Origin of the sequence: Exiguobacterium sp. s131 (assembly GCF_018617345.1) — a bacterium.
GTDB classification, from domain to species: domain Bacteria; phylum Bacillota; class Bacilli; order Exiguobacteriales; family Exiguobacteriaceae; genus Exiguobacterium; species Exiguobacterium profundum.
In genome coordinates, this window is sequence record NZ_JACSJX010000004.1 from 16,743 (window position 1) to 34,148 (window position 17,406).

A 17,406-nucleotide genomic window follows, 5' to 3' on the forward strand; every position below is an offset into this window, starting at 1 on the left:
TTCAATTGGCGCGCTTTTGATTTATTTTAGAATGTCGACGAGTTCATCGAGCACTTGGTTGGCAGACAAGACGCCACCCGACGTGTTCCAAATGTCATCACTGACTTCTGTCACTTCCCCTGCTTTGACAGCATCGAGGTCTTTCCACAACTGATTCGATTGCCATTCTTCGGCTGTCTTCGACCCGTCTGCTCCACCATATGTGAAGTAGACGATGTGGTCGCCCGCCATCTCTGGGATTCGTTCCATCGCGACTGGCTCAGCGAATTCCGCTTTATCTTGTGACGCTGGACGTTTGATGCCGACATCGTTAAGGATGACGCCGGAGAAGCTGTCATTGAAGTAGATGCGTGACTCGCCAGGAAGGAAGCGGACGACCGAGAGTTCTTTATTCACGGCGTCTCCGAGTTCTGCTTTCGTATCTTCGATGTGCTGTTCGTAGTCGGCCAACGCTTGATTGCCTTCCTCTTCTAGGTTGAGTGCGTTCGCATAAAGGGCGAAGTTTTCTTGCCAATCACCTTTCAAAGTCTCTGACATGACCGTCGGTGCGATGGCGTTCAATTTGTCGTAAATGTTCTCTTGACGAAGTTTCGTCCCAATGATGAGATCTGGCTTGAGTTTCGCGATGGCCTCTAAGTTGACTTCACTTTCTGTCCCGACTTCCGTGACGTCTGTCATCTCAGACTCGATGTGCGGGTACCACGGGTCACCGTTCCAAGATTTGACGGCTCCGACTGGTTTGACGCCGAGGGCGAGAAGGGCTTCTGTCCCTTCGTTCGTCAAGACGACGACGCGTTCTGGGTTTTCAGGTACGTCCGCCGTTCCCATCGCGTGCTCAATCGAGCGAGTCGCAGTTTCTGAACTTGTATTGTTCTCTGTATCGTCAGACCCGCCGCAAGCAGCGAGGACGACGGTTAAGCAAAGCGTAAGTAACGCGAGCATCCATTTTTTCATTACAATTCTCCTCTATGTAGGTGATTTTCCTTCCTGACTATAAGTGATAATGATTCTCACTGTCAACCCCTTTTTCTGGAACGCAATATTTGCTATGGTAGGAAAGGAAAGAAGTGAGGACATGAAAAAACCTTGGATCAAATTACTTTTCTTGATCATCTGTTTACCTATCTTAAGTTATATCTCCTTGCGCGTCGGTGTGATTGCGGTCAGCCATCAAGATGTGATGACGTTCCAAGCGGACGGGTCATCTCAAGCGATGATTGCGTTAGCCGACAATCGCATCCCACGGACGGTCGTCGCGCTACTCGTCGGTAGTGTCCTAGGTCTCGCCGGGCTCATTTTTCAACTCGTGACCCGTAACCCGCTCGCATCTCCTGATATTTTGGCGGTGAATGCCGGAGCGAGTCTGGCCATCGTGCTCGTAACGCTTTTTGGGTTCAGTAGTATCGCCTCGTTCACGACAGCCTCGCTCATCGGAGCATTTGTTGCCGGCGTGATTGTCTATCTACTGAGTGCGAACGGAGGGAACGTCATGTATATGACGCTTGCCGGGGCGTCGCTTGCCGCTCTATTCAGCTCATTTACCCAGTCAATCATCGCGTATGAGGAAGGTGCGCTTGATGAGGTACTGTTCTGGCTAACCGGATCGGTCGCCGGACGATCGCTCACGCTCGTCGAGACGTTGTTGCCATGGATGGCGGCGGCGGTCATTCTCGTTCTCTTGCTCAGTAAAGAGTTAGAGACGTTATCGCTCGGAGACCAGGTCGCCCGTTCACTCGGGCAAAATGTCGGCATCATCAAGTTCGTCGCCGTGACGCTCGCCGTCGTGCTCTCCGCATTCGGAGTGGCGCTTGCCGGACCAATCGCATTTGTTGGTCTGCTCGCTCCCCATTTGGCGAAATATCTATTCGGGACGGCCTTTTTCGCTCGTCTCGCCGGAAGTGCTCTCATCGGTAGCGTCTTGTTGCTTGCGGCTGATATTCTGGGACGTATCATCCTGTTCCCACGCGAAGTGACCGTTGGGGTCGTACTCGCCGTCATCGGTGGGGCATTCTTCATCTATCTCGTCAGTGTCAGACAAGGAGTCTTCAAATCATGAAAACATATCGCTTTCGAAAAGGTCCTGTCTCGTTCACGCTCCGAAAGCGTGAAATCGAGTTGGCGCTTCTACTTGTCGTTGGATTGCTCGTGTCGGTTTATTTCGGGCTCGCCATCGGTGACACATTCCTTAGTCCCGCCTCACTCGCTGCCCTGTTCATCGGAGCAGGGGATGCATTCGAGCAGCTCGTCGTCTTCGAGTTTCGGATGCCACGTGTGTTGATGGCAATCACTGCCGGCGCAAGTCTCGCCGTCAGCGGTCACTTGTTACAACTGACAATCAAAAACGAACTGGCATCCCCGGAGATTTTCGGGATTGTCGGAGGTGCAGGGGTTGCGACGGCTACGTTCTTCACCGTTTTCTCGGATGAGCGAACGAATCAGCTGTCAGTGCCGCTCGCCTATATCCCCATCGCTTCGTTCCTTGGGGCGATTGTTGTCGGGATGTTCCTCTTCTATTTGTTGAAACGTGGAGTTCCACCTGTCCGGCTAGCACTTGTTGGGATTGGAATCAGCATCTTCTCGCAAGGGATCGTTCAGTTCATGATGCTCGCCTCGAACGTTTACCGAAAGAACGATATCCAACAATGGCTCACCGGTACCGTCTACGCCGCGACGTGGAATCAATTGAAGATTATGGTGCCGTTCGTCCTTCTCTTTTTGCTGGCAGCCTTCTTGATTGAACGTCATGTTCGTCCGCTTCATATCAGTGAAGCGACAGCGACGAGCATCGGCGTACCGGTACGAGGGATTCAGCGTGGGACGTTGTTGCTTTCCTGTTTACTCGCCGGTATTGGTGTCGCCTTTGTCGGTGCAATCGGTTTTGTTGGGTTGATGGCACCTCATATCGCTCGACAAGGGTTGAAGCTCCCTTACATTTGGGCGACGCTACTTGTCGGGGCGACGATTGTCGTGTTGGCGGACGTACTCGCTCGGACGATTTTTTATCCGTATGAACTACGGACCGGCGTGATGACAGCCGTCATCGGAGCACCGTATTTCTTCTACTTACTTCGACGGATGATGAAAGGAAGCATGAGATGAACACATTTGATTTGAACCACGTAACCATCGGATATGAACAGAAGACGGTGCTCGATCAATTATCATTCTCCATCCCACATGGGAAAATCACCGTCCTTCTCGGCGCGAACGGCTGCGGGAAGTCGACGCTCCTCTCGACGCTTGCGAGACAGCGAGATGCACTAGGCGGGGAGATCGCATTTCGAAACAAACCGCTCGATTCGTATCGAGCGAAAGAGGCGGCTCGACTCATGGCATTCATGCCACAAGTGAACGTGGCACCTGATGGATTGACCGTCGAACAACTCGTCCGATTCGGGCGTTATCCGTACCAGACGTTCTTCAAACGATATTCGGAAGACGATGAACGGGCCGTCGAGCGGGCACTCGCCTTCACCGATACGGTATCGCTCCGTGACACGCTCGTCAGCAACCTTTCCGGAGGACAAAAGCAACGAGTGTGGATTGCGTTGGCACTCGCCCAAGAGTCGGAGACGATTTTGCTCGATGAACCGACGACATATTTGGACATGTCGCACCAAATCGAGATTTTAGATTTGATGTATCGATTGAATCGATTGGAAGGAAAGACGATCATCATGGTACTTCACGACCTTCACTTGGCCTGTCGCTATGCCGATCATGTCATCGCATTAGCTGGCGGTAACGTGTATCGCGAAGGCAGTCCGAACGATGTCGTCGATGAGACGTTCATGAAAGACGTATTCGGTCTCAAAGTCGTGGTGACCGAGGATCCGCTATACGGGACACCGCTCTGTGTACCGTATTCACACTATGAGTTGAATGAAAAACGACCGACCTGAACCTAGTCTGCGGACTAGGTTTTTTACGGAAAAGCAGGGAAAAAGAGTAGGATAAGTGCGCGTCATGTTTTCTGCCTAAAAGGAGGAATTTTTCATAGCTAAAAAGGAAAAACAACCGTATCACATCGTCACGTTCACGTTCCCATAAGAATCGATTTTAGACGGGCTTGCAGAAGAGTATGGAGGAACGGTCACGCGGACAGACGAGGAGTTGTGAATCATGAAACTCGGAATTTTAGGTGCCGGGAAAGTCGGACGCACGCTCGGGGAGCAGTTCGAACGAGCGGGCTATGAGGTGCTGTATGGGACACGGACGGAGCGAGAAGGCACAATGACGTTACAAGAGGTCGCCTCGACGAGCAATGTTCTATTGCTCTGTACACCGTTCGCGGCCGCAGTCGATCTGTTACCGACACTCGACGGACTAAATGGGAAAGTATTGATCGATGTGACGATTCCGATCGCGATCGAGTTTAACGAGGTCGAGCGACCGGACGGGGTGTCGGGTGCGGAATATTTGCAACGACTCATTCCTGATACGAAAGTTGTGAAGGCGTTCAATCAGACAGGGGTCGAGAATTTAGGTGATCCGGATGGCTCCGTCATGTTCGTCGCGGGTGAAGATGAGGAAGCGGTGCGGCTTGTCGTCGAACTATCGAACAAGATCGGCTTCGATACGCATCCGCTCCACGGGCTAAAGCTTGCTCGTGAGTTGGAAGGGTTGGCGTGGCTCTGGATTCATAATGCAGTGAAAGAGCGAAAATCACGGGACTTCGCCTTCTACTTAACAGAACATTAAAAGACGATCGGGGCGATATGCCTCAATCGTCTTTTTTGATTAAAAACCTGTATAGCGATCAGAGCGTGGTTGAAGCAGCTCAATCGTCTCGCGCTCAATCTGCTCGACTTCCCGTTGTTGCCAACCTGGCATGAGGAACGCATCGACGAGTGCCCAAATGCCTGTGATGAATGCACCGAGACCGAGCGTCAAAACGACGAGTAGGAACATGGCGATTCCTGAACCGATTTTTTTGAAATAGAAACGGTGCGCACCAAATGCACCGAGGAAAAACCAAAGCAAGTAGGCGACGAGCAAGCTACGTTTTCGTTTTTCGACTTCGCTGTTCACGAGTAACATTTCTTCTGTCGTCAAATCCATACGCGAATCATACATAGGACTCCAACTCCCTATCCATAATTGTTATAATGAGTTCGCACTCAAGTATATCGGAAAATGGATTTGTTTCCATGATTTCCTAAAATGAAAAGAGGTTCTTTATGCTTTTTCCGATTTTGACGTTCATCGTTGCTTTCGTACACGTCGTTGGTGGGGCGGTTGCCCTTTATCAATATCCGCAATATAAACGTATGGCAATCAGTGCCATCGTACTCGGGTTCGTCTACGGTGGATTGACCGTGGCGGTGATTGGATTATGAAGTGGGGGTCAAACGGATCACTTCGTTCGCGTCTTCAAATGCAGAGCGGCTATCAGTTAGGGACATACTTATTTTTAGGTCTCATCATTTTTGATTTACTCTTAGGCGACGTTCCGAGAATCTCGTTTGCGATGTATGCAGTGTTCTTTTACTTTTGGCAGCGTGAACGCGTAGAGAAAGAAGAGAAGGGGTTGGCTGAGAAGATGAAGCGGAAGTCGGATGAGTGGACGATCACACTTGTCGTCTTGCTTTGTTTGGTAGGCTATGTGGTCTCGCTTGGCCTACAATATCCATCCGTTTCGTTGCTCGAGCTGAGCATCTATGGCTTCTCGACAATCTTCTGCATCCGGGCGTTGACCTTGATCTATGCGATGCACCAACAACAGCTCGACTAAAACCCATCCTTCCACTGAGAAAGGATGGGTTTGATTTAGGACGCGGCTCGTCGCAGGACGAGCTTTTCTTTTACATAGATGCCGCTATAGACGAGGAAACAGCCGAAGCTGACCAACAGTCCGATGTAGACGCTCATCATGAACGGGGTGAGAAGCGACCCAATTAAAATCGTCGAACGTGATAAGAAGTCGGCACCGGCGAACGAGGTCCCGGCAAACGCAGAGTACGCACCACGGCGGTCTTCTGGCATCATGTTCGCCTTCTCCGTGTTCAATACCGGTGAGTACAACAATTCGCCGAATGTTGCGATGAGCATGAAACCGAGAAGGAGCATCATCGAATTCGCACTCGTGATGACGGCGTACCCGATCGTGTATAGCACGAGCCCACCGAGAAGTGTGTGCTTGTTTGAGAAACGTGAGGCGAGACGTTGGATGAAGAACGTCAACGCGACGACGATGAGCGTGTTCTCGATTTGAATGAGACTCATCATCCGCACCCCGTTGATTGTCCATGATTCAATCGAGAGCGGTTCGAATGAATCGGCGAGCCGGACCGCGACATAACTACCCATTGAGAACTCAGCAGCGAGGATACACATCGAGCCGAAGACGACTTTGACGAACGGGCGGTCACGCCAGGCGATTTGATAACTTTGGAACACGTCGACGAAGACGAGGCGAAGCTTTTGAGAGGTCCACGTCCGTTTCGTGTCCTCGAGGAAGATGGCGTACGCGATCGGCAACATGCTCGACGTGAACGTCAAAATCCAAAATAGTAACAATTGATTGCTGACATAGAGCCAGCCCCCGAGTGCCGTCCCAATCGTAATGGATAAGTTGATCAACCAGTAATCGAGCGCGTACACGGCTTTTCGGTTCTCAGGCGTTGTCGCATCGATGATGATGGCGCTCATCGCAGGCCGCCCGAGGTTGTTCGTGACCGTGAAAATCGTATAGGCGATCATGAAAATGATCATCTGGTCGAACTGAAGACTGAGCGTCATGACGAGAAACATCGAAGCGGTGAGACTTGCCGTCAACACGAGAAGTCGCTTCCGTGAGAATTTATCAGCAAGGTATCCCCCGATTAACCCGATCGCGTATCCGAGACAGACGAGCGAGATTAAGAAGACGCCCGCGATCCATTCATTGAACGCTTTGACAAAGAGAAGTGCCATGAACGGCATGATGGCGAATGAGACCGAACGGTTGAAAAATGATGTCACGAGTCGAACTTTTATTGGTTTAGGTATATCTTTCCATTTCATCTTGTCACCTTCCATTCTGTACCTGTATGATAAACAAGACAACGGATTTGAAAAATGGACGACATGGAGAAATGATGTCCACTTTTAAGGGGGATGTGACGTGGATGCGTATTTATTTCGATTGTGGAAAGAGTGTCGGGATGGGGCGTACACGATTTCTGATATGGCGGAAGCCATCCATTTAAGCCCGAAACAGACGAAGCGCCATTTGGCACGGTGGCAAGAAGAAGGGTGGCTCACGTATACGAGCGGACGCGGACGGGGGAATTTGACGCGTCTCGAATGGTTGCGTCACGTCGAGCGTGATTTAGCCAAACAGCTGCTCGAACGCATGGAGAAAGAGTCGGTCGAGGCAGTGACGAATCAACTGGAGTGGGACTGGTCGCCTGCGCAGACGGGTCGGTTCATGCGTCAACTCGAGAAGAAGTTCGGTTACGTCCAGACGTCGAGCGATGCGCTCATCATCCCGCGACGCCGACACTTTTTGACGACACATCCGCTCGAGGCGGCTGACATCCACAGTGCCCACCTCGTCCAGAACGTCTTCAATCGTCTGTTCATGATTGACGCGTCTGGTGAGGTCACCGGGGAGCTCGCGCATCACTATGAATGGCAGGGAAGTACACTCGTCTTGTTTCTTCGGAAAGGGGTCCGTTTCCATGACGGGTCGCTCATGACGAGTAAAGATGTGACGAAGAGTCTGCGCATGCTCGTTCAGTCGGATGCGTATCGCTATATGTACCGGCACGTCCGTCATATCGCATCGAATGGCACGTATCGCGTCGACGTCACGCTCGACCGGCGCCGAAATTCCTACATCCCGAAACTGTCGATGATTCATACGAGCATTGCAAAAGGGAGCGTCGGGACTGGTCCGTTTCAATTGGATCGTCATGACAAGGAGAAGACGGTTCTTCTCGCCTTCGAGAATTATTTTGGGGTGCGGGCGCTCCTGGACCGGGTCGAGTTCATCAAAGTGCCGGACGGATACGATCCGACGTATCGCATCTCATCAAGGGATTCCACAGAAACCGGACACATCTCGACACCGTCCGGGTTCGGGCTTGTCATCTTGAACAGTCACCCGAATAGTGTGTTCGCGAATGAAGAAGCGAGACATTACATGCATCGATTGATTGCGGAGATTCGACCGGAAATCGGGACACGGAATGAACGAAGAACGCCGAACGACCGAGGGTTTCTCGGTTCGCTGAGCGAGACGTATCGCATTCCAAAAGGAACACCCGTCACGTTCGACCGACCGATTCGCATCAAACAGACGGACTTCACGAACGATACGACCGACTGGATTGCCGAAATGTTAACGCGTCACGGCATTGCTTATGAGTTCGTGCCCATCAGCTTCAAAGATTCGATCCATGACAAGACGTATTATGAATACGTCGATTTGGTCGTTCACGGGGAAGTGTTCGAGCGGAACATCACGCTCGGGTTTGAACAGTTCATGACGAACGAGTACTCGCCCCCGCATAAAGTGTTCCCTTATATCGAGGGGATGGTGGAGCGGGTCAGGCAATATGATGACCTGCCGTTTGAAGACTGGTTGCCGCTGCACCGGGAGATTGAACGCGAGTTGAAAGAAAAGTCGTATTTCATCCCGCTCTATAACGAGGAGCGGACCATTCCGTTTCCGGTCGAATTGAAGGACGTCTGTGTCGACTTGTTCGGCTATTTTGATTTTGCGAAACTATGGATTCCATCATAAGGAGGGATATTTTGCGTAAGAAGTTACTCATTGGGTTTATGATTTTTTTTGTAGGACTGTTTTTGTTTGCGCTATGGGATGGTGTGTTTCTTAGTATGACAATTGTGGGTCTAGGATTCACCATCTATGGTTATCGACACGAAGAGATTGAGAAGCTTGAGGAAAAGGTGAGCAAAAGAATCATGAGACAAGTCGATGCGACACTCATGAACATCACGATTTACGGTTTGCTGGTCATTGGCGTGGTCATCAATTTCTTCTTGGATGAACCACAGATTCTACTGATTGATGCCATTTATGTATTATTAGGTGTGGTGTTCGGTTTGCGTGGACTGCTCATTCGGAGTGTCTATCAAGAAGAAATACAGGATCAATCGAAAGTTACAGCCATAAGAAAAACCCCGAGCTCGTAAGGCTCGGGGTTTCGTTATGCGGATTTGTCCGTGCCTTCTTTTTTGACTTTTCGGGCGAGTGCCAAGATTTGATACACTTTGAAAAAGTCGTAAGCGGCGACGGCGATGATAAAGTACGTCCAGAAGCTGAAGCCGTACTCTTGTACCGAGAAGTACGCGAGGACGGTGAACAACACACCGAACGATAGACTGAAGAGCATCATAACTTTTAATTGTCGCGGCATAACTGCCACCTCATTTCTACATTAAAAATAGTACGAGCATCACGAGCGCGTTGTTAAACGCGTGGATGGCGATCGGAACGATCAATCGTCTTGTCTTTGCATACGCGTAAGAGAACGCGAAACTCATCGCGATATAGACGAGGAATCGATTGTCTTGGTGGATGAGTGCGAATAGGATCGAACTGATACCAAAGGCGATCCAGAAACCGAAGCGCGCGTTCAAGTTCCCGAACAAAATATGACGGAAAAGAATCTCTTCGATGATTGGTCCGAGTAAGACGACTGGCAAAATCATGAGTGGAATAACTTCCACCATATCAGCGATGTTTTGTGTGTTCATCGATTCGACAAGTTCGCCCGAGATGGCCGTCTCAATCAAGTTCGCCACGATGACGAGCCCGTATTGCATCAAAATCCCGAGCCCGATCCATTTGACCGTGTCATTCAAGTTTGACTGAATTCCTTGGGCTTTGTATTGTTTCAAGTCTGGCCAGATGAGCAAGATTGACAGAACAATCGTCACACCGAATCCGATGGCGAGCCAGAGCCCGACGAACGTTTCTGTTAGCCATTCCGGTCGTAACGCTTTAATTACGAGAGGGAACAGCTGGACAAACGCATATAATAAAATCGGGGTGAGGTGCCGGAGACGAATGTTAGGCGCCATCGAAAAACGGGTATTTATCGATTGGTTTGAGTTTAGTGTAGCCAATTCAACACGTCCTTAATCATAAGAGTAAACCTACCTTTTTCTCATTGTAACAAATAAGTTCTCTTGACCGCGAGTAAGAGCATTTTTTAATGTATCCCACTTGATTTTTTTATCTACACATACTACACTAATCAGTGTTAGCACTCCTTTTAAATGAGTGCTAAAACCTTACGATACACATTACATCATTCATATTCGGAGGAGGGTTTTTCCATGTTAAAACCACTAGGCGATCGTGTCATCATCGAAGTCGTGGAGAAAGAAGAAAAGACGATCGGGGGCATCGTGCTTCCTGATACGGCGAAAGAAAAGCCGCAACAAGGGAAAGTCGTCGCAGTCGGTACAGGCCGCGTGACGGACGAAGGCAAGCGCATCGATCTCGACGTGAAAGAAAATGATTTGGTCATCTACTCGAAGTATGCAGGTACCGAAGTGAAGCATGATGGAAAAGAGTACTTAATCGTTCGCGAGAGCGATATTCTCGCAATCGTAGGCTAAGCACCATTATTCAAAAACTTTTTTAGGGGGAAATGAACGATGGCAAAAGATATCAAATTCTCAGAAGATGCACGTCATGCGATGCTTCGCGGTGTCGACGCACTCGCTGACGCAGTCAAAGTAACAATTGGACCAAAAGGACGTAACGTCGTCCTCGAGAAGAAATTCGGCTCACCACTCATCACAAACGATGGCGTGACAATCGCGAAAGAAATCGAACTCGAAGACCGCTTCGAAAACATGGGCGCGAAACTCGTTGCTGAAGTTGCGTCGAAGACGAACGAAGTCGCAGGGGACGGTACGACAACAGCGACAGTCCTCGCACAAGCGATGATTCGTGAAGGACTCAAGAACGTCACGGCGGGCGCGAACCCGATGATTCTGCGTAAAGGAATCGACAAAGCGGTCACACGTGCGCTTGAAGAGTTGAAAGCCATCTCGAAACCAATCGAGTCAAAAGAAGCGATCGCACAAGTCGCGGCTATCTCGGCAGCGGACGAAGAAGTCGGCGAATTGATCGCAGAAGCGATGGAGCGCGTCGGGAACGACGGTGTCATCACAATCGAAGAATCACGCGGCTTCACGACTGAACTCGACGTCGTTGAAGGAATGCAGTTCGACCGTGGCTACTTGTCACCATACATGATCTCAGACTCTGACAAGATGGAAGCGTCACTCGACAACCCGTACATCTTGATCACAGACAAGAAAATCTCGAACATTCAAGAAATCATCCCAGTGCTCGAGCAAGTCGTGCAACAAGGGAAGCCGATCTTGATCGTCGCAGAAGACATCGAAGGCGATGCACTCGCGACACTCGTATTGAATAAACTCCGTGGTACGTTCAACGCGGTTGCCGTCAAAGCACCAGGATTTGGTGACCGTCGTAAAGCGATGCTCGAGGACCTCGCGACACTCACAGGAGGTCAAGTCATCACAGAAGACCTCGGTCTCGACCTTAAATCAGCATCACTTGACATGCTCGGTCGCGCATCGAAAGTCGTCGTCACAAAAGACACAACGACTGTCGTCGAAGGTGCAGGGAACGAAGAAACGATCAAAGCACGCGTTCAAACGATTCGCAACCAAATCGAAGAGACAACGTCTGACTTTGACCGTGAAAAACTCCAAGAGCGTCTTGCGAAACTCGCAGGTGGCGTAGCCGTCGTCAAAGTCGGTGCAGCGACGGAGACTGAGCTCAAAGAGCGTAAACTCCGCATCGAAGACGCACTCAACGCGACACGTGCAGCAGTTGAAGAAGGAATCGTTGCGGGTGGTGGTACATCACTCATCAACGTCATCCCAGCTGTTCGTGCGCTCCTTGCAGAAGTGACAGCGGATGAAGCGACTGGTGTGAAACTCGTACTTCGTGCACTCGAAGCACCGGTCCGTCAAATCGCGGAAAACGCGGGTGAAGAAGGTTCGGTCATCGTCGAGAAGCTCAAGAACGAGTCAGTCGGTGTCGGGTACAACGCGGCAACTGGCGAATACGTCGATATGATCGCACATGGTATCGTCGATCCGGCGAAAGTGACGCGTTCAGCACTTCAAAACGCAGCATCTGTCTCAGCGATGTTCCTCACAACAGAGGCCGTCATCGCAGACAAGCCAGAAAAAGACGCTCCTGCAATGCCTGACATGGGCGGCATGGGTGGAATGGGCGGCATGATGTAATATACATGCAAAAAATATTAAAAATCTCTTTTTGGTTTTTGAACCAAAAAGAGATTTTTAATATTGATACTCCTATATAGTTCTATTTAATACAATTCCTTTGCCGTATTGCTATCAATTTTGTAAACGGTTAGTCTAAAAGTAGAAGACATTGATTGGAAGGGTGAGATATATTGAATTACATACATGTATTAGATAAAACGAAAGATTCAGTGATTGATAGCGACTATCTGACTATAAAAATCGATTATAAATACGCTATAGAGAAGCTATTCCCACTTATTAATCGACTGGATTTTCAAAGAAATTCATTGAATAAAAAGTACTATAAAAGATTGAAGCAGGACATCATTGACGGTTGTGTTTTGCCTCCATTAACAATAGCTTTTGATGATGAAATCTTGAAAGGCTTAATTGGAAATGAGGATATTGGGTTTGAAGAAATTTCTAAACTACTTGATACAAATATAGATAAAGGGTTCATATTGGATGGTATTCAAAGACTAAGTGTTCTAAAAGAAGCCTCGGAAGAAGACGGGTTTGAACTAAATACATCACTATATGCAAATGTCATATTATCTAATTCAATTAATAAATTGTTATACAGAATGATTATCTTGAATAATGGCCAAAGACCAATGTCAGCTAGACACCAAATTGAAATATTGATGAACCGTACCATTGATCACATTGCGACAGATAAAAAGTACCAACAGTTTATATATTCTGAAAAACATAGTGTTAGAGGGGACGGAAAGAGTAAACTTAAAAAAGAGATTTTAGTTAAATCTTATTTGGCCTACTCAACTAAGTCCATTAGTATAGATAATCAAAAAATAATTGAATCAAAGTTGAATGAAATCATTTCTGATAAAATCGTTAGCTCGGAAGTCAAAAATTCTGAAATTGAATTTAACATAATATTTAATTTCTTGATAGAAAAAATTGAAAATGATAAATCTAGTTATAACAAATTTGATTTAATAGAATGGCTTAACAATGAAAATAATTCAATTGGTTTATTTGTCGGAGTTGCAAATAATAATGACTTTTTAAACATAGACTACGATGAATTAATACAAATTATTGAAATTATTGAAGAATTTATCGAAAACATTAATCCTTCTAAAGTTAGGGTGTCGAGTGTTAGAAGAACAGTAGTTTCTGATGTTGTTAAAAACTATAAAAAATTCCTAGAGGATGAGGACTATAGGAATGACTATATCCTGGGGATTTAATAATGAGAATGTATGTGTTGAAGGAGTACTTTACAGAAGAAATGCTTCAAAATATTTTGCAGGGTGTAAAACACAAAATTGAAGTGGAATTAGACGATGATATTCAAATAATTGACAGTTTCACTGCGATTGGTGACAATCCTTTAGATTTTAATAGTGATGAAAAAATCTATTTGTTAAAGCTTTGTCGATTGTTTATGGGTAATTTAGTACTGCATGATATAGATACTGATGAATCTCTACCACAACTACCCTCAGTTTTTCAAAATATGTTTGTTACAAATGATTTAGAAGAAGACGATGAATATAAAGTTGTTGAAATGATAGATTTCATTATTGAATTTTCTAAATGTACTGAAGAAAATAAAATTCAGAATTTATTAGATTCTGAATTTAGAAACAACAGGGAATTCTATAAAAATATTTCAACTGAAATTCAACAATTCGTGACATATCAATCGAGAAAATCTTACTTAACGGCATTTGTTCACTTATATAGAACTTATGAATATATGTCATATGCATTCCCATTAACATATATTCATAACACTAGTGATTTTTATGATAGCTACGATCAATTAAGAAAGTTTTTCCATGATACAAATTCTGCAGAACTAGCTTTCTTTTCAAGATTCTTAAATGAAGTCTTTTTAGAAAATGATTATATATCTGATGAATTGTATGGTCAAAATTTTGAGATTAGCTTTCAAACCAGTAATTATGATGATATTAAAAGAACCTTACATCCAATAGTAACTTTAGTAAATAATAAAACCAAAAAAGTGAATAAAGATTTGACTCGAAAAGGGTTCCCTAGCGTTGATAATGTAATTAACTTTGACGATGAAACTAGCTCTTTAAATATCCAAATCTTAGTTTTCCATGATTTCATTATTGAATTACGTAATAAAATTTTTCATTTCAAAGCGTCGAGAAGAGATTCTATAATGCCGAATAATATATATTTTGAAGAAATTTTTGAAATTCTAAATATCCATATTTATAATTGGATTGCAATGATTTTTAAATTTATTCTTCATTCTGCTCTGGAAAATCATGAACGATAAAAAGATAAATTATATTAAGTATTAAATAAGGAGCGACGAGTTGATTCGTCGCTCCTTATTTGTTCAATCCGTCTGTTTCCGATTATACATCACGACGCTACCGACGAATGCTGCAAGCGCCCAAGCCGTAAGCAAACCGAGCTCTAGCCCGACAGCACCGAAGTTCGCACCGTCTTCCACTTGATGGGCGACGTCAATCAAGAGTACGTTCGGTAAATATTCGAGCAATCCGATGATGGCGAAACGGTCTTGTAGTGGCAACAACATCGGTGAGAACGAGAAGAAAAAGAACGGCAACATGACAATCAGTGAAGCTTCCATGACCGTCTTCGTCATCAAGCCGAACATCGTTCCGATCCCGATATAAAAGAATGTCGAGACGATGAGCGCGAGGGCGATCACAGCCAGATTTTTTGGAGCGTAATCCATCAAAAATGACGAGGCTACGATGAGGATCATCGTCGTCACGAACGTGAGGGCACTCTTTCCGAGCAAGATGTCGAGCGTGCTCGCCGGGGACAACATGAGCCCGCGAAGCGTGTTCTTCTCTTTCTCTTCGGCAATCAACGCACATTGTACGAAGATGGCCACGAGGCTAAACGTGATGTTGATGACGAAGTACGTGATATCGACGCCGCCGTCACCGATTCGCGAATAGAAGACAGCGAAGAAGAGCGGCATGATCAAGGTCGACGAGACGAACAAGTTTCGAGACAAATCTTTATAGTCTTTTTGGAAAATGGCGAGTGCGCGTTTCAATGAAAAAGTCATGATAATTTCCTCCCTGTCACTTCGATAAAGATGTCGCCGAGTGTCGGCTCATTGGAATGGATCGATGCGATATTTTTAGCACACATCTGTTTATGGAGCCAGTCTGCGCCTTCGTCGGTTTGCGTCACTTCATGCGTCTGACCGTTGTTCAATTCGACTCGCATCGAACCAGTCGCATATTTCCTGCGCAATACGTTCGGGGCATCGAGCAGTTGAATCGACCCTTGATGTAAGAAAGCGACACGATCACACAGCTCTTCGGCTTCCTGCATATCGTGTGTCGTCAGAAAGATGGTCGTTCCGTTTGCCTTCAACCGTTCAATCCCTTTATAGATATGTCGAGAGTTGACCGGGTCGAGAGCCGATGTCGGTTCATCTAGAAACAGTAACTCTGGCTCATGAAGAAGGGCACGTGCGAGCGTCACCCGTTGCAACATCCCTCTAGAGAGTTTGTCGATGCGCTTCTTCCGTTCCCCGCTGAGGTTGACCATGTTCAATACCTCATCGATCCGAGTCTTTGGTTCATCATAGAGGTCACAATATAAGCTCAGGTTCTCTTCTATAGAAAGTCGTGTATAAAGACCACTATTGTCCGTCAACACGCCGATGCGTTTACGGTACTGTTCTTGTTTCAAATCAGCGACCGGTACGCCGAATACGGTAGCATCACCGGCCGTCTGTGCGAGTTGTGACGTCAAGATTTTTATCGTTGTCGTCTTTCCAGAACCACTCGGTCCCAAGAAGCCGAACACTTCTCCTTTTCCAACTGTAAACGTCACATCATGTAACGCTTCCTCGTTTCCAAACAATTTCTTTAACCCGTTCACTTGAATGATTGGTTCCATTCCCGTTCCTCCTTGTCGATGTCGTCTTGCTTGCCTCTATCGTATAGGGAATGGGGGAAGGCTGCACTAAAATGGCGATAAATGGCGCTTATCAGGAGTTGAATGAAACGAATAGAACTGTGAATGGAGACTATTTGAGCCCCATCATCGTCTTCAATTCTGCCATTTTTGTCTTGGATAACGGAATCGTTGTCTTCTCTGAATCATCCAAGACGAGACTGAAGCTATTTTTCGTATAGGTGATGACTTCGCGCACACGTTGTAAGTTCACAAGGTATGACCGATGGCAACGGAAGAAACCGTACGGGGTCAAACGCGTCTCGAGCTCGTTCATCGTGAAGACGCTCGGGAACTGATCCGATTGACTATGTAAAATCGACTGTCCGTCCTGACTTTCGATGAAGTCGATTTCAGGAGGGTCGAGTAAGATGATTTTTTCGTTCACTTTCGTCGGGATTTTCTCGAAACGGACGTGAATGACTTCAGATGGAATTTCTGTATCAGCTGTATCTTCAGACTCCACATCTAACAGGCGCAAGTGACGGTGGTCGATCCGATAAACGGTCGATGTCATGAAGAGCGCACTCTCCATGTTGCTCGTCAACACGAGGACGGCTTTTTGTCTGGACGTTAATGTCTGTAAAGTATCGCGTAAAAGGTGGCGTGTCTCTTGGTCCACGTCTTGGTCAGGTTCTTCAAACACATACAGGTCACGATCCTGGAGAAGCAGCGCGGCGTACTGCGTGCGTCTGACAAGGGAGCGATTAAGACGGTGGAGGCGGTGCTTGCGGTAAGTCGTGAGTTGAAGTTGCTGCATCACCGAGTCGACCGAGTCAGTTGAATCATATAGGCGCTTGGTGAAGCGCAAATACTCCTCGATGGTGAGTCGGTCGTATAAACCGTCCCGGATGGAGAAGAGGGACAGTGTTGAAGCATGGTTGATGTTCCCGGTATAAGTCGTGATTTCCTGACTGATGAGACCGAAGATGATTTCTCGGGAAATGACGCCACAGTGGATAGCCGCCAACTCACCTGGTTGGATCGTAAATGAAATGTTTTCGAGAATGAGTGTGTCTTGTTGGCGCACCGAGACGTTTTGGAAAGTAAGCACCGAATCCCTCCCTTTTTAGTGGAATTATACCATTATCTGATTTAGAACTCGGAAAGTGATGCGTAATCATTTAAAAAGGTATTGTATGATAAAATGGATATAATTTGAAATCAAAAGAGAGT

At 47.0% G+C, this 17,406-nt stretch carries 20 protein-coding genes; 12 read left to right on the forward strand and 8 right to left on the reverse strand.

The window, feature by feature from the left end; all coding sequences use genetic code 11:
* Nucleotides 1-21 precede the first annotated feature (21 nt).
* Nucleotides 22-954 carry an ABC transporter substrate-binding protein gene (locus tag KNO69_RS13480; protein ID WP_214818660.1) on the reverse strand — a complete coding sequence of 311 codons (933 nt, stop codon included), beginning with the start codon at nucleotides 952-954 and terminating at the stop codon, nucleotides 22-24.
* 121 nt (nucleotides 955-1,075) lie between these two features.
* Between KNO69_RS13480 and KNO69_RS13485 the strand changes: the two genes are divergently transcribed.
* The 4 genes from KNO69_RS13485 (at nucleotide 1,076) to KNO69_RS13500 (ending at nucleotide 4,701) form a co-directional block, all read left to right on the forward strand.
* A complete protein-coding gene (locus KNO69_RS13485; RefSeq protein WP_214689570.1) occupies nucleotides 1,076-2,056 on the forward strand; it encodes a FecCD family ABC transporter permease in 981 nt (326 codons plus the stop codon).
* Nucleotides 2,053-3,099, forward strand: coding sequence for a FecCD family ABC transporter permease (locus KNO69_RS13490; protein WP_214818662.1), 1,047 nt, complete (start codon nucleotides 2,053-2,055; stop codon nucleotides 3,097-3,099). Before KNO69_RS13485 ends, KNO69_RS13490 begins: the two co-directional genes overlap by 4 nt.
* The gene (locus KNO69_RS13495; protein ID WP_074034811.1) at nucleotides 3,096-3,902 is read left to right on the forward strand and encodes an ABC transporter ATP-binding protein; all 807 of its coding nucleotides are present in this window, start codon (nucleotides 3,096-3,098) and stop codon (nucleotides 3,900-3,902) included. The genes KNO69_RS13490 and KNO69_RS13495 overlap by 4 nt, the downstream gene beginning before the upstream one ends.
* A gap of 220 nt (nucleotides 3,903-4,122) precedes the next feature.
* Nucleotides 4,123-4,701 (forward strand): NADPH-dependent F420 reductase, encoded by a 579-nt coding sequence (locus KNO69_RS13500; protein WP_214818664.1) that lies wholly within the window; start codon nucleotides 4,123-4,125, stop codon nucleotides 4,699-4,701.
* Between the two features lie 39 nt (nucleotides 4,702-4,740).
* Here the strand turns inward: KNO69_RS13500 and KNO69_RS13505 are convergent, their stop codons facing one another.
* Complete coding sequence (locus tag KNO69_RS13505; RefSeq protein WP_214818666.1) at nucleotides 4,741-5,076, reverse strand: TM2 domain-containing protein; 336 nt, start codon at nucleotides 5,074-5,076, stop codon at nucleotides 4,741-4,743.
* Nucleotides 5,077-5,180: 104 nt separating this feature from the next.
* Here KNO69_RS13505 and KNO69_RS13510 point away from each other — a divergent pair, with 104 nt between their 5' ends.
* Nucleotides 5,181-5,339, forward strand: a complete 159-nt coding sequence (locus tag KNO69_RS13510; protein ID WP_031424520.1) for a hypothetical protein — start codon at nucleotides 5,181-5,183, stop codon at nucleotides 5,337-5,339.
* Nucleotides 5,336-5,734 (forward strand): hypothetical protein, encoded by a 399-nt coding sequence (locus tag KNO69_RS13515; RefSeq protein WP_196431802.1) that lies wholly within the window; start codon nucleotides 5,336-5,338, stop codon nucleotides 5,732-5,734. Before KNO69_RS13510 ends, KNO69_RS13515 begins: the two co-directional genes overlap by 4 nt.
* 35 nt (nucleotides 5,735-5,769) lie before the next feature.
* Here the strand turns inward: KNO69_RS13515 and KNO69_RS13520 are convergent, their stop codons facing one another.
* Nucleotides 5,770-7,005 (reverse strand): MDR family MFS transporter, encoded by a 1,236-nt coding sequence (locus KNO69_RS13520; RefSeq protein WP_214784950.1) that lies wholly within the window; start codon nucleotides 7,003-7,005, stop codon nucleotides 5,770-5,772.
* A 100-nt stretch (nucleotides 7,006-7,105) separates the two neighbouring features.
* Between KNO69_RS13520 and KNO69_RS13525 the strand changes: the two genes are divergently transcribed.
* Together KNO69_RS13525 and KNO69_RS13530 are read left to right on the forward strand one after the other, a co-directional pair.
* On the forward strand, nucleotides 7,106-8,731 hold the full coding sequence (locus tag KNO69_RS13525) for an ABC transporter substrate-binding protein (RefSeq protein ID WP_214818670.1): 1,626 nt from the start codon (nucleotides 7,106-7,108) through the stop codon (nucleotides 8,729-8,731).
* Nucleotides 8,732-8,742: 11 nt separating this feature from the next.
* On the forward strand, nucleotides 8,743-9,144 hold the full coding sequence (locus KNO69_RS13530) for a hypothetical protein (RefSeq protein ID WP_078146180.1): 402 nt from the start codon (nucleotides 8,743-8,745) through the stop codon (nucleotides 9,142-9,144).
* 14 nt (nucleotides 9,145-9,158) lie between these two features.
* Here KNO69_RS13530 and KNO69_RS13535 read toward each other — a convergent pair whose 3' ends face one another.
* Both KNO69_RS13535 and KNO69_RS13540 read right to left on the reverse strand, forming a co-directional pair.
* Nucleotides 9,159-9,368 carry a YdiK family protein gene (locus tag KNO69_RS13535; RefSeq protein ID WP_015880600.1) on the reverse strand — a complete coding sequence of 70 codons (210 nt, stop codon included), beginning with the start codon at nucleotides 9,366-9,368 and terminating at the stop codon, nucleotides 9,159-9,161.
* Between the two features lie 16 nt (nucleotides 9,369-9,384).
* Entirely contained in the window at nucleotides 9,385-10,080 is a 696-nt protein-coding gene (locus KNO69_RS13540) for a CPBP family intramembrane glutamic endopeptidase (RefSeq protein WP_251124977.1), read from the reverse strand.
* Nucleotides 10,081-10,293: 213 nt separating this feature from the next.
* Here KNO69_RS13540 and groES point away from each other — a divergent pair, with 213 nt between their 5' ends.
* The 4 genes from groES (at nucleotide 10,294) to KNO69_RS13560 (ending at nucleotide 14,557) form a co-directional block, all read left to right on the forward strand.
* On the forward strand, nucleotides 10,294-10,578 hold the full coding sequence (groES, locus tag KNO69_RS13545) for a co-chaperone GroES (RefSeq protein ID WP_015880602.1): 285 nt from the start codon (nucleotides 10,294-10,296) through the stop codon (nucleotides 10,576-10,578).
* Between the two features lie 39 nt (nucleotides 10,579-10,617).
* Nucleotides 10,618-12,252 (forward strand): chaperonin GroEL, encoded by a 1,635-nt coding sequence (gene groL / locus KNO69_RS13550; protein ID WP_196431798.1) that lies wholly within the window; start codon nucleotides 10,618-10,620, stop codon nucleotides 12,250-12,252.
* Nucleotides 12,253-12,425: 173 nt separating this feature from the next.
* Nucleotides 12,426-13,490 (forward strand): hypothetical protein, encoded by a 1,065-nt coding sequence (locus tag KNO69_RS13555; RefSeq protein ID WP_214818672.1) that lies wholly within the window; start codon nucleotides 12,426-12,428, stop codon nucleotides 13,488-13,490.
* A 2-nt stretch (nucleotides 13,491-13,492) separates the two neighbouring features.
* On the forward strand, nucleotides 13,493-14,557 hold the full coding sequence (locus KNO69_RS13560) for a hypothetical protein (RefSeq protein WP_214818674.1): 1,065 nt from the start codon (nucleotides 13,493-13,495) through the stop codon (nucleotides 14,555-14,557).
* 63 nt (nucleotides 14,558-14,620) lie between these two features.
* Here the strand turns inward: KNO69_RS13560 and KNO69_RS13565 are convergent, their stop codons facing one another.
* From KNO69_RS13565 to KNO69_RS15455, 3 genes are all read right to left on the reverse strand, one after another.
* Entirely contained in the window at nucleotides 14,621-15,328 is a 708-nt protein-coding gene (locus KNO69_RS13565; RefSeq protein WP_214818676.1) for an ABC transporter permease, read from the reverse strand.
* Entirely contained in the window at nucleotides 15,325-16,173 is an 849-nt protein-coding gene (locus KNO69_RS13570) for an ABC transporter ATP-binding protein (RefSeq protein WP_214758617.1), read from the reverse strand. Before KNO69_RS13570 ends, KNO69_RS13565 begins: the two co-directional genes overlap by 4 nt.
* Before the next feature lie 130 nt (nucleotides 16,174-16,303).
* Nucleotides 16,304-17,284 carry a LytTR family transcriptional regulator DNA-binding domain-containing protein gene (locus KNO69_RS15455; RefSeq protein ID WP_214818678.1) on the reverse strand — a complete coding sequence of 327 codons (981 nt, stop codon included), beginning with the start codon at nucleotides 17,282-17,284 and terminating at the stop codon, nucleotides 16,304-16,306.
* Nucleotides 17,285-17,406 lie beyond the last annotated feature (122 nt).